At 73.6% G+C, this 12288-nt stretch carries 11 protein-coding genes; 2 read left to right on the top strand and 9 right to left on the bottom strand.

Translation table 11 applies throughout. The features are described from left to right. From GRC12_RS34080 to GRC12_RS34070, 3 genes are all read right to left on the bottom strand, one after another. Positions 1 to 564 (bottom strand): DUF4865 family protein (locus tag GRC12_RS34080; RefSeq protein WP_208783691.1); only part of this gene is annotated, 564 nt, incomplete at its 3' end. A gap of 140 nt (positions 565 to 704) precedes the next feature. Then, the gene (locus tag GRC12_RS34075) at positions 705 to 1190 is read right to left on the bottom strand and encodes a MarR family winged helix-turn-helix transcriptional regulator (RefSeq protein ID WP_208783689.1); all 486 of its coding nucleotides are present in this window, start codon (positions 1188 to 1190) and stop codon (positions 705 to 707) included. Between the two features lie 80 nt (positions 1191 to 1270). Then, positions 1271 to 1762, bottom strand: a complete 492-nt coding sequence (locus tag GRC12_RS34070) for an SgcJ/EcaC family oxidoreductase (protein ID WP_208783687.1) — start codon at positions 1760 to 1762, stop codon at positions 1271 to 1273. A gap of 300 nt (positions 1763 to 2062) precedes the next feature. Between GRC12_RS34070 and GRC12_RS34065 the strand changes: the two genes are divergently transcribed. Together GRC12_RS34065 and GRC12_RS34060 are read left to right on the top strand one after the other, a co-directional pair. Continuing rightward, positions 2063 to 3031, top strand: a complete 969-nt coding sequence (locus tag GRC12_RS34065; protein ID WP_308286701.1) for a methyltransferase — start codon at positions 2063 to 2065, stop codon at positions 3029 to 3031. Beyond that, positions 3028 to 4596: an FAD-dependent oxidoreductase gene (locus GRC12_RS34060; RefSeq protein WP_208783685.1), complete on the top strand. Its 1569-nt coding sequence runs from the start codon at positions 3028 to 3030 to the stop codon at positions 4594 to 4596. The genes GRC12_RS34065 and GRC12_RS34060 overlap by 4 nt, the downstream gene beginning before the upstream one ends. Positions 4597 to 4772: 176 nt before the next feature. Here GRC12_RS34060 and GRC12_RS34055 read toward each other — a convergent pair whose 3' ends face one another. From GRC12_RS34055 to GRC12_RS34030, 6 genes are all read right to left on the bottom strand, one after another. Beyond that, positions 4773 to 6503, bottom strand: coding sequence for a hypothetical protein (locus GRC12_RS34055; RefSeq protein ID WP_208783683.1), 1731 nt, complete (start codon positions 6501 to 6503; stop codon positions 4773 to 4775). Further along, entirely contained in the window at positions 6503 to 7294 is a 792-nt protein-coding gene (locus tag GRC12_RS34050) for a hypothetical protein (RefSeq protein WP_208783681.1), read from the bottom strand. The genes GRC12_RS34055 and GRC12_RS34050 overlap by 1 nt, the downstream gene beginning before the upstream one ends. Before the next feature lie 44 nt (positions 7295 to 7338). Continuing rightward, on the bottom strand, positions 7339 to 8685 hold the full coding sequence (locus GRC12_RS34045; RefSeq protein ID WP_208783679.1) for a PD40 domain-containing protein: 1347 nt from the start codon (positions 8683 to 8685) through the stop codon (positions 7339 to 7341). Positions 8686 to 8881: 196 nt separating this feature from the next. Then, entirely contained in the window at positions 8882 to 9388 is a 507-nt protein-coding gene (locus GRC12_RS34040) for a hypothetical protein (RefSeq protein WP_208783677.1), read from the bottom strand. A 109-nt stretch (positions 9389 to 9497) separates the two neighbouring features. Further along, entirely contained in the window at positions 9498 to 10694 is a 1197-nt protein-coding gene (locus GRC12_RS34035) for a cytochrome P450 (protein ID WP_244374204.1), read from the bottom strand. A gap of 40 nt (positions 10695 to 10734) precedes the next feature. Then, positions 10735 to 12171, bottom strand: a complete 1437-nt coding sequence (locus tag GRC12_RS34030) for a multicopper oxidase family protein (protein WP_208783675.1) — start codon at positions 12169 to 12171, stop codon at positions 10735 to 10737. Positions 12172 to 12288 lie beyond the last annotated feature (117 nt).

Raw genomic sequence — 12288 nt, 5'->3', positions numbered from 1 at the left:
GGGCTGGGGCGTGGGCTGGGACAGGTGCAGCACGCGCAGGACCCGTTCGCCGTTCTTCGGTACGGGGGCGACGCTCCCGGCGTGCAGGAGCGTGCGCCGGGTGAGCGTCATCGTGGCGGGGTCGAGGTCGACGACGTGCGAGTGCACGGCCGGGTCGGCCAGCACGGCCTCGTGGCGTTCGGTCTCGGCCCGGGCGGTGTCGCGCAGGTCGGTGACCGGGCCGAGCGGTTCGGTCGCGACGACCAGGTGGCCGGCGGGACCGGAGCCGAGGCCGCCGGCGAGGACCGTGCCGGTGGAGACGGGTACCGGGCCGAAGGCGGCACACAGTCCCGCGTACTCGGCGCCGGTGAGGAAGCCGGCGAACTCGTGCGGCGCGGACCAGACGTAGAACGGGGCGTAGCTGTTATGCCCGCCGTCGCCGGCGTCCGTGACGCAGAACGCCTTCAGCAGCAGCCCGGTCCGCCGGTCCCAGGGGGCCGAGCGGTCCGCCACCCGTCGGGCGATGACGCTCATGTCGTAGTCGGCGGGCAGCGGGATCGAGTAGTGCGCGGTCAGCACGGACACGTCACCTCATCCGGGTCCTCGGTGTCCGGCGGCGGTTGCCGTCGGCGCCCGGAGTGTGGCGCCGCGCGCTGGAGCGGCGGTGGGGCGGTGGGGCGGGCACTCAGGCCCGTGGCCGGGAGCTCAGGCCCGGGGCCGGGAGCTCAGGCCCGTGACTGCAGCCGCAGGGTCTCGGCGTGGAAGATCTCGTTGCTGCGGTTGGTGACGTCGAGCAGCAACTCCTGCTGCTCGGGGGTGAGTTCGGCGAGGAGCTTGCCGAGTGCGGCGCGGTAGTCGGTGAAGACGGTGTCGACGCGTTCGGCGAAGGCCTCGGGGATCGTCTCGACGATGACCCGTCTGCGGTCGCCCTCGTCCGGCCTGCGGCGGACGAATCCGGCCTTCTGGAGGCGGTCTATCACCGTGGTGATGGCGCCGCCCCGGCTCAGTCCGACCCGCTCGGCGAGCCGCCCGGGTGTCATCGGGCCTTCCAGGTCGAGCAGGCTCAGGCAGTTGAAGTCGGTGGCGTTGAGCCCGATCGACTGGGCGACCGCGGACTGGAAGAGGACCGTCCTGGCCGCCTGCACCCGCAGGGCCGTGGCCAGCGACATCAGGACGCCCAGGGAGCGGTCCTCTTCACTCTGCGGTCGCATCGTCGGGGTGCCTTTCTGCCGTCGGGTTCCGGCCAGCGTACTGGCGCGGGCCGTGATGCGTCCGTACGGCCGTCGGCGGCTCAGGCGGCGCGCCGGGCACGGTCGACCCGCAGCCGCACGGCCCTGCTCGCGACCTCGAACAGCGGGCCGCTCGTCGGGAAGGGCTTGATGCGGGCGTTCTGGAAGCCGGCCACCAGCCAGCGGCCGTCCCGGCGCACCAGGAGAAGTGTCTGCCGCGACAGCCGCTTGGGGGTGGCCTCCTTCTGCCAGGGATAGAGGGCGGCGCCGGTGGAGACGACGACGGCGTGGTCCTCGCCGAGCCGGCGAACGCTCTCGATCTCGCCGGTCACCAGGCGGGTGCCGTAGAGCATCGTGCGGAACATCAGGTCGTGCATCTCGGCGATCTCCCGGCGGCCGTTCAGCAGGACGCCGTTGAACTGCACGTAGGTGGCGTCCGGGGTGAACAGCTCGCCATAGCCGTGGCCGTCGGCGGCGTCCCAGCGGTCGGCGAGCGCGGCGAGGACGGCGCGGGCGTCGAGGTCGGTGGCGCGGGTCTCGTGGGTGGCGTTCATGTCGGTGCTCCTTCGGTCCGTGGCGGCCTGCTCTCACAGGTTCGCTCTGATTTCGTTCTTCTCTCTTTCCGTGTATCTCTAATTTAGAGAGATACTGGTGCCGGTGTCAACCCCTCCCCCACATCTGGGCCGCCACCCGCGCTTGAGCGCCCGTCGAGGCGTCGTCAGGACCATCGGCGCACCGCTTCACGCAGCAGCACACGGGACTTCCGGAAGAGGTGCATTGCCATCGACACGCACACGGAGCACTCGCAGCAGCCGACACCCAAGGGGCCGGGCGGGCGCCCGGCCTTCGTCGACGTGTTCACCCCCATCGCGGTGCGCGTGGCCGCCACACTGCGCATCGCCGACCACATCGAGGCGGGCGCGCGCACCCGGGAGGAGCTGGCCGAGAAGACCTCGACCGATCCCGGTTCGCTGGGCCGGCTCCTGCGCTTCCTCGCCTGCCGCGACGTCTTCGGCGAGGAAGAGCCGGGCGTGTACGGCCTGACCGCCACCTCGCGCCTGCTGCTGGACTCGCACCCCTCACGGATGCGGCACTGGCTGGACCTGGAGGGCGCCAGCGGCCGTATCGACCTGGCCGCCTGCGGCGGACTGCTGCACGCGGTGCGCACCGGCGAGCCGGGTTACGACGCCGTCTTCGGGGTCCCGTTCTGGGACGACCTGGAGCGCCACCCCGAACTCACCGACTCCTTCAACGCGCAGATGGCCGCCGTCCAGGGCCGTCTCGCCCCCGAGGCGGCCGCCGCGCACCCCTGGCACGAGGCGCGCCGGATCGCCGACATCGGCGGCGGTACGGGCGCCCTGCTGGAGGCGATCCTGAAGACCGCGCCCGACACCCGCGGCACGCTCGTCGACCTGCCCGGCACGGTCGAGGGCGGCGCCGAACGGTTCGCGGCGGCCGGGCTCGCCGAACGCACCGAGGTGGTCGGGCAGTCCTTCTTCGACCCGCTGCCCGCGGGCGCCGACCTGTACCTGCTCAGCCAGATCCTGCACGACTGGGACGACAAGCAGTCCGTGGCGATCCTCGCCCGCTGCGCCGAGGCGCTGCCCGAGGGCGGCCGGGTCGTGGTCGTGGAGCGGGTCATCGCCGAGGACGCGGGCAAGCAGCTCAACACCGAGTACGACCTGCGGATGCTGGTGTTCAACAAGGGCCGCGAGCGCACGGTGGAGGAGTTCGCCGCGCTCGCCGCCGAGGCGGGGCTGCGGCTCGCCGGCGTGACGAAACTGCCCTCGCACCACTCGCTGCTGTTCTGGGAGCGGGCGTGAGCCGCGCCGCCGACGCCGACCCGGAGGTGCTGGTCGTAGGCGCCGGGCCGGTCGGCCTGTGCACGGCGATCGAACTGGCCCGGCGGGGTGTGCGCGTACGGATCGTGGACCGGCGCGGCGAACCCCGCCGGGGCAGCCGGGCCTGCACGGTGTGGCAGCGCACCCTGGAGGTCTTCGACCTCATGGGCCTGCCGGTCGCCGACTACCTGGACTCCGGCGTCCCCTACACCCACCGCACCCACCACTTCGCCGGTCTGCCGCCGCTGGTCCGGCCCGCCGACCAGCCGGGTACGCCGTATCCGCGCCCGCTGTTGATCGGGCAGTCCGCGACCGAGGACATGCTCACCCGGCACCTGGCCGGGCTCGGTGTGCGCGTCGAGCGGGGCCTGACCGCGGTCTCCGTGGAGCAGGGCCCGGCGCGGGTCACCGTCCGGCTGGCCGGTGCCGACGGTGAGGTGCACACCGTGCGGGCCGGCTGGGTGGTGGGGGCGCAGGGTCCGCACAGCACGGTGCGCGAGGAGATCGGGGCCGGCTGGGACAAACAGCCCTGCCCCGGCACCCAGTTGCTGCAGATCGACGCCCGCTGGACGGGCTCGCTGCCCGGCGACCCGGCGCACTGCCACCTCTTCCTGACCGAGGCCGGCTCCCTCGGCACGGCCCCGCTGCCGGACGGGCGCCACCGCTTCTACGCCGGTGTGGCCGATCCCGACCCGGCCCGCACCGGCGACCCGGACGTGACGGAGGTGCTCGACGCCGTCCGCCGGGTCAGCGGCGTGTCCGACCTGGACTTCCACGACGGCCGCTTCAACTGGCGGGTGCGGCTGTACAACGCGGTGGCCGGCACGTACCGGGTCGGCCGCTGTCTGCTGGCCGGTGACAGCGCGCACACCGTGATGCCGGTGACCGCGCAGGGCATGAACACCGGGATCCAGGACGCGTTCAACCTGGGGTGGAAGCTGGCCGCCGTGGTCCAGGGCCGGGCCTCGGCGCGTCTTCTGGACACCTACGAGGCGGAGCGCCGGCCGATCGCCCTGGGCCTGGCCGAGCGCAACCGGCGGACCTACTGGGGCGGGGCCGGCCCGGTCCCGCCGTTCGAGCTGCTGCACTCCCGCCTCACCGACGCCGGGGCCGGCCACACGGGGCTCCCCTTGGCCTACCCCGACAGCCCGCTCAGCGCGGGCACGCCCGGGCCGGCGGGCGCACCCGGCCCGGGCTCCCGGGTGCCGGACGTCCCGGCGCGGGGCGGCACGGAGCGGCTGTTCCGGCTCCTGGGCCAAGGGGACTGGACGCTGCTGGCGTTCCCCGAGGACCCGTCCGACCCGGCCTCGGCCGACGTGGCCGCCAAGTCGGCCTCGGCGGCAGCCCGGCGCGCCGGAATCCCGGTCCACCTGGTGACCACCGCCGGACGCGAGTCCGTCGAGGACACGTCGGGCACCCTGCGCACCACGCTCGGCGCGGAGACCGGCGCGCTGCTCCTGATCCGCCCGGACGGCTACGTGGCGTTCCGCGGCGGCGTCCACGACGGGGCGGCACTGGACCAGCACGTGGCGCTGGCGCAGGCCTGAGCGGGAGATCCGAGGGGCCCGTCCACCGGGTGGTGGACGGGCCCCTCGGCAGCCCGGGAGGCAACGCGGGAGGCAATGCGGGAGGCAACGCCAAGAGGCGCGGTCCAGCAGACCGGGGAACGTTCGGAGGGCCCGGCCACCGGGGTGGTGGGCGGGCCCTTTGTCGCTCGCCGGGGTCAGAAGGCCACCGGGAACAGGGCGCCGTAGTCGCCGGCCTTCGCTGCCAGTAGGACGGCGAGGGTGCGCAGGGGGGTGTGGTCGGTGGTCCGCAAGCGGGCCGGGGTGTCCGCGCAGCGGTCGCCGTAGCACAGGCCCGCGTGGGTCCAGGCGGTCAGGGCGTCCGTGCGGGGGCGCTCGATCCAGGTGCCGAGTACCGAGGCCTCGAAGGAGGGATCGGCGCCGGCGCGGTAGACCGCCGTGGTGACGCGTGCGGTTCGGGCCGTCTCCATGGCCCGGGCGCGCAGGCCTGGGTCGTGGCAGACGTCGGCCGCGGCCGCGAGCCAGGCCGCCCGTACGAGCGAGCCGCCGGACCGTGCGGCCGCCGTACGCAGCGTGGAGCCTGCGGAGCACAGGGCGTGCCGGGCCGGTGTCGAGTCGCGGGCGTCCAGGGTGCTGAGCAGCAGACGTGCGTCGTCGGTCGCCATCACGCCCCGGGGCGTGGGGGCGGGCAGGCCCTTGTCCACGTCATGCGTGGAGGACGGGCCGAGGGCCCTGCCGATCTGACGCAGGTTCACCCGGTCGACCAGTTCCGCCGTGTCGTACGGCGCCGGACGGGCCGCCCGGGGCAGCCACATCTCGCGCAGCTGACGGGCGAGCGGTCCGGCGAACTCGGTGACACCGCCGACGGACCGCGCCGCCACCGCGACCGCCGCCGCCGATGCGCTCAGCGCCGACTCCCGGGCCTGCTCGGTCGGCCAGCCGGCCCGCGAGTGGGCGCCCGGCGCCGGGACACGGACGGCGGAACAGCCCAGCCGCAACGCCCAGTACGTGGCCTGCGGATCGCTCTGTGTGCCACCCGGCAGCGCGATGCCGCCGTCTCGCCGCACTCGCCCGTCACAGGTCGCGGGGTCGAAGCCGGGCAACCGCACGCCGAGCGGACCGGCCGCGTCACGCAGGGCCCCCTCGGACGCGAGCCGCACGGGATCGGCGCCCAGTCGGGTCAAGGCCGCCTCGGCAGCGTGTGCGAGTCGAGCCGCACGCTCCCGGTCGACACCGGTCACCCGCAACGCGGCGGCCGTCTGCAGCAGGGGCACCACCTGGTCGGGGGCGACATCTGCGGGGCGGACGGTGGAAAGGTCGCTCAGGGAGCGGGAGTTGGCCGCTCGCACCCGCCCAGGTACCGGCAGCCCGAGGCGGGTCAGGGTCCGTACCGCCACCGCCGTCGCGCCCGCGTCCGGTGTCCGGGCGGAGGGGTCCGTGCGGTAACCGCCGCCCGTGCGCAGGGACTCCAGGGTGTGGGCCACCTCCGTACGGTCGACCGTGCCGCCCGTCGTGAGCAGGGCGTTCACCGCCAGGTCGAGCTGGGCGACCGCGGGCAGGCCGGAGGAGTCCAGGCGGCCCTGTTCGGCCGTCGTCAGCCACCGCCTCATCCGGTCGGGGTCGACCAGGCGGCGCGGGTCCTGTCCCGACCGTGCGGCCAGCCGCAGCCGCCACGCGGTCTCGTACAGCGAGAACGGCGTGGCGGTGGCCGAGTCCGCGCCGTCCACGAAGTAGCCGCGCCGCCCGTCCGTGACCCAGGCGTCGCGCAGCAGTTGACGGGCGTCGACGCGCACGGCGGCCGGGGTCACGGCGTCCGGCCCGGGGGTGCCGGCGGGCCCGCACGCGGCGGCGACGGCGCTCAGGGCGGTCCAGCACACCAGCCGTGCCACCGCCGCGTTCAGCCGGGCCGTCAGTCGTGGGACGGGCATCAGCGGTAGGCCCGGTCGCGGCTGGTGACGGTGTAGAAGGACGAGCCGAACTGGAAGGTGCCGGTGACCGAGTGGCTGATGCGGAACACGTTGGAGTAGTCGTCCTGGCTGGGCGGGTAGAACGCGACCTGGTCGTAGGCGTGTTCGCTGTACCAGTTGTTCTGGACGGTGGTGCTCCAGCCGGCCTGCGCCCCGCTGCCGCTGCTCGTCGTCCTGGCGCCCTGCGGCGCGCCGACCACCCAGAAGGGCGCGCCGACCGAGCCGACGTCCCAGGTGTCGGTGTGCTGGATGCTGTCGGCGTCGAAGGGCCGCTCGCCCAGCCAGGCCACGTCGGAGGAGGTGTCGGTGAAGATGGCGTAGTACTCCATGAACGGCACCTTGACGAAGCTCGCGCCGGCCGCCTCGATGCTGCCCTTGCCGCCGGGGACGGTCACCCGCTTGCTCTTGGCGGACGTCAGCCAGGAGTCGCGCACGGGGAAGCCGGTCTGGTCGCCGTGTCCTCCCCCGCCGCCGGTGGAGGTGGGTGTCGGGGTCGGGTCGGTCGTCTGCCGCTCCCGCTCGCGCCGCAGTTCGTGCACGGCGTCGACGAGCGCCTGCTTGTCGTGGGCGGACGGGTCGGCCGTGAGGACCCGCCCGTGCGCGTTCTCCTCGACCACCACGGTGCCGGGCACCGTGGTGTCGGCCGCCGTGGATCCGGTGGCTCCGTGGGTGACGCCCACGCCGACCCCGACCAGTGTCAGGGCCGCGGTGGCGGCGAGCGCCGCCGTGCGCCGGCCGGCTGTGATCCCCATGGTGTGCTTCCCTCTCTGCGTGTGCTGCTGCTCGGGCGGTCGGTTCACGGCTGGTCGCGGTGGACGAAGACGTCCGGTTGGCCGTTGGTGTCCCCGGCCACGAGGTTCGTGGCGTACGAGGTGAACACCACGGCGTCGGCGTGCTGGTCGGCGTCGGGGAAGTAGCTCGCGGCGTCGGCCTGCTGTCCGTCGGCGGCGACGCTCACCCGGCGCAGTGCCGGGCCGGGCAGGTCGGCGACGAAGATGTCGCGTACGTCGTTGGTGTCGCCGGGGACCAGGTCTCCGCCCGCGGAGGCCATGGGGATGTGCTTGCCGTCGCCGCTGATGCTGGCCCAGAAGGTGCCGCCGGGCGCGGGCACGCCGTCGGCGCCCTTGTCGATGAGCTGCAGGGTGTTGTCGTCCAGGTCCTGCAGGTAGATGTGGTTGGCGCCGGTGGCGGGGCTGTCCGCGGTGAGGTTGGTGGCGTGGGAGTTCAGGACGACGTAGCGGTTGTCGTCGCTGATGGTGCCGCCGATGGTGATCTGGTCGGACTGGACGCCGGCCGCCGAGACGCTCAGCCGGGTGGTGCGGCCGGTCGCGGTATCGTGCAGGAACTCGTCGACCTTCTTGTTGGTGTCGCCGGCCACCAGGTTGGTGGCGTTGGAGAAGAAGGTGACGTACCGGCCGTCGGCGCTGATCTGGGTGCCGTCGCTGGCCGCGTTGCCGGGGGTGCCGTCGGAGGCGGCGCTGGTGCGGACGACCTTGCCGCCGTTCATGTCCCGGACCACGGTGTCCCAGGTGCCCGAGGGGGTGCCCGGGACCAGGTTGGTCGCGGCGGTGGCGAAGGCCACGTACCGGCCGTCGGCGGAGAGCGTCGGGCGCATGCTGTCGCCGTTGCCGGGGGTGCCGTCGGCGGCGGCCGAGGCCAGCACGGTCGCGCCGGTGCGCAGGTCGGTGCGGTAGATGTGCGAGCGGCCGTCGCGGACCCCGCGGACGAGGTTGGTGGAGTCGGCGGAGTAGACCGCGTAGCGGCCGTCGGCGCTGATGATCGGGTCGATGCCGGTGCAGCCGTCGGACTCGGTACCGTCCCAGCCGCGGTCGACGCGGACGGTGGTGCCGCGGTCGAGGTCGCGCAGGAAGACGTCGGTGCAGTCGTTGCGGTCGCCGCGCACGAGGTTGCTCGCGTGCGAGGTGAACACGACCAGACGGCCGTCGGCGCTGATGGAGGCCCGCTCGCTGGGCCCGTTGGCCGGGCGGCCGCCGAGGCCGACGCTGACCAGGACGGTCGTACCGCCGTCACCGGTGGCCCCGGTGGCGGGGCCGGGTGCGACGGCCACCGCCACGAGTGCGAGCGCGGCGACCGGCAGCGCCCCCCGGATGGCCCGCGCGGGAGCCGTTCGGTCCTTTCTCATACTGCCCTCCTCGTGCCCTGCGCCCGGCGGCGCACGGTCGTGGAGAGGGTCACACCCGGTCCTCGCGCGGTGCTCCAATGAACCTCGAACCGGCCAACTGGCGTGATCGGCACGGCTGTTCGGCGGCCCGGGAAGGGCACAGCCACCCGGGCGGCGGGGGAATGACGCCCGGGCGGCTGTGGGTTCGGGGGCAGGGTTATTTCGCGGTGATGCTCGCGGGGGCGGGGGTCGGGGCGCCGAGGTGGTCGGAAAGGGCGCCGAGGACGCCGGTCAGCAACCGCTCCAGACGGGATTCGACGCCGATCTCGGCGACCTTGCGGCCCAGCCGCCCGGAGCCCGGTACGAGGTTGTGGACGCTCAGCACCACCCGGCTCGCGCCGCCCGCCGGCTCGACGGTGTACGTGCCGCCGAACCAGGTCTGCACGGTGACCGCCCCGGCCGCGCGGTCCACGGTCAGCTCCAGGTAGTCGGCGCCGGAGTCGCCGAAGCGGCCGACGAACTTGTCGGGCCCGCCCTCCAGGGTCACCGCCCCGCTCTCCCGGGTGTGGTCGCCGGCCAGCACCAGCGCGTTGCCGTCGACGCCGGCCTCGCCCTCGCGCACGGTCAACAGGGCCTCGGCCACGTGCTCCACGGGGGCCTCGACGATTCCCTCGACGCGCCACCTGGCCCGCTCATTTGCCTGCTCAGCCGCAAACGTGTTCATGACTACTCCTCAAGGCTCAACCGATTCCATACGTGGGGCATCGCGGGGTTCGTGGGACGGGTCAACGGCCAGCTGCGGGATCTGACGCACCAGCTGCCCGGGGCGCCGCTCACCACGCGACCGGCAGGGCGTTGACGCCCCGGATCATCCCGGTCCCCCAGCTCAGCTCCCGCTCGGCGACGGCCAGCCGCAGGGCGGGGAAGCGGCGCACCAGGGCGTCGAGTGCCACCTGCAGCTCCACCCGGGCCAGGGGCGCCCCGAGACAGCGGTGGATGCCGTGCCCGAAGGCGATGTGCCGGTTCTCCGGGCGCCCGAGGTCGAGGACGTCGGGGTCCTCGAAGGCCTCGGCGTCCCGGTTGGCCGACGCCGTGGACGGGATCACCGCCTCGCCGGGCCGGACCACCGTGGCACCGATCTTGACCTCCTCGGTGGCGATCCTGATGGTGCCACCGCTCACCGGCCCCGGGGTCCAGCGCAGCAGTTCCTCCACGGCCTCGGCCGGGAACGTGCCGCCGCGCAGCGGGTCCAGCTGTCCGGGGTGGCGCAGCAGCGCGAGCACCGAGTTGGCCAGGGAGTTGGCGACCGTGTGGTAACCGGCGGTGATGAGCGTGGCGGCGACGGTGACCAGTTCCGCGGGGCGCAGCCGGTCCTCGTCGCGGGCCGCGATCAGCGTGCCGAGCAGGTCGTCGCCCGGGGTCCGCTGCTTCTCCGCGATGAGGTGCCGCAGATAGTCGGCGAGCCGCTCCCGGGCGCCGGTGACCGCGCCGGCCGCGTGGGGGGCGAGGGTCAGGGCCGCGTCCGTCCACTCCTTGAACGACTCCCGGTCCTCGTCCGGCACACCCAGCAGCTCGCAGATGGTGATGATGGGCAGCGGGCGGGCCAGGTGCTCCACCAGGTCGACGGGCGGACCGATCTCCGCCATGTCGTCCAGCAGGCGCTCGGCGGTACGGGCGATCCGCGGCCGTAGCCGCTCGGCCTGACGGCCGGTGAAGGCAGGGGCCAGCAGCCGGCGCAGGCGGGTGTGGTCGGGCGGGTCCATCGCCATGATGGAGTCCGGTTCGGGGCGTGCCGGGCCGAGCCGCGGCGCGTCGGGCCGGGTGGTGGCCGCGCGGCTGAGGCGGGGGTCGTTGAGCACGGCGCGGACGTCCTCGTACCGGGTCACGAGCCAGGCCCGGTCCCCGGTGGGCAGGTCGGCACGGGCCACCGGGCAGCTCTCGCGCAGCAGTCGCCACTCGGCCGGCGGATCGAACAGGCGGCTGGTCTCGAACGGGAAGCGCAGGCCCTCGTCCGGGATGTCGTCGGACAAGACGGTCCTCCAGGATGCTCGATGAGGCGCGGCGGGCCGTTCAGTCGACGACTTCCATCTGGCCCATCATTCCCATGGTCATGTGGCCCAGCAGATGGCAGTGGTACATGAACTTGCCCGGGTAGTCGGTGAACTTGAGCTTGAAGCGGACGGTCCTGCCCGGCATGACCGTGACGGTGTCCTTCAGGCCCGCCTCGCCGGGCGCGCGGGCCGTGCCGTCGCGGTCCACCACCTGGAAGTGCTCCAGGTGGGTGTGCATCGAGTGCGGGATGCCGAACCTGGTGTCGGTGTTGGTGACGGTCCAGATCTCCGTGGTGCCGAGTCGGGGCCGGAGGTCGACGCGCTCGGGGTCGAACGGCTTGCCGTTGATGAGGTGCTGCCCGGTGGCGACGTCGAAGGACATCACGAAGGTCCGCTCGACGGTGGGGGTGCCGAGGTCGGGCACCGGGCGCAGCCGGTCCGGGACGCTGGAGGGGTCCTCCGCGGTGCGCACCACGTCGAAGCGCATGACCTCCGGGGCCTCGCCCGGGAAGGCGAGCTTGTTGCCGAGGACGATCTTCGAGCCGACGGGGTAGCGGGAGAAGTCGATGACGACCTCCTGCCGTTCGGCCGGCCATATCTCCAGCACCCGGGCGGAGACCGGGGCGGGCAGCAGGCCGCCGTCGGAGGCGATGTGGGTCATCTCGTCGCCCTCGCCCAACTGCAGCAGGAACGCCCGCTCGTTGGAGGTGTTGGTCAGGCGGATGCGGTACTTGCGGGCGGCGACCTCGAAGTACGGGCGCGGGCTGCCGTTGACCAGCAGGGTGGGCCGGTCGCGGAAGCCGTCCATGGCGTACACCAGGGAGCCGTCGGCGGCGAACTTGGCGTCCCGCAGGTACAGAGGGACGTCGTAGCGGCCCTTGGGCAGGGGCAGCCGCTCCTCGAACTCGTCGGTCAGGAGGTAGCCGGCCACCGTGCCGCGGTAGATGTTCTCGGTGTGCGCCTCCAGCGAGTGGTCGTGCAGCCACATGGTCGAGGCGCGCTGCTCGTTCGGGTAGAAGAAGACGCGGCTGCCGCCGGGGCGCACCTCCTCGGCCGGGTGTCCGTCGTAGCGGGCGGGGACGTGGCCGCCGTGCAGGTGCATGGAGAACGGCACGTCGAGGGCGTTGGTCTGCTCGATGAACACCGGCCGGCCACGGGTGGCCCTGATGACCGGGGCGACCTCGCCGTTGAACAGCCGCATCCGGGTGGTCGTCCCCGGCAGCACGCCGACGTCGGCCTCCTTGGGGCTGAGCCGATAGACGTCGTACCACCCCTTGGACCGCCCGCGCCCCTGCCGGACCGGGCTCAGCACCCGGGCGGGCCTGAGCGGGACGCCGAAGGGCTCGTCGGCCGCCGCAGGGCCGGATCCCTCGGCCAGGGCGATGCCGGAGGCGGAGCCGGCCGCCAGCACACCGGTGGCGGCGCCCGCCTTGATCAGTTGCCTGCGCGTCAGCACGTGCACTCTCCTTCGTCACCTCGTTCCGGCGCCGCACGGGACCGGCAGCGCACATTCAGCCGCAGCGGGCTAGGCGCCCGCTTGAGCGGCGGTACACCGGGGTGGAGGGGGCGGGTG

The sequence above is a fragment of the Streptomyces griseorubiginosus genome (assembly GCF_017614965.1).
Lineage (GTDB): Bacteria > Actinomycetota > Actinomycetes > Streptomycetales > Streptomycetaceae > Streptomyces > Streptomyces griseorubiginosus_B.
This window is presented reverse-complemented; position numbering and strand designations above follow the sequence as displayed.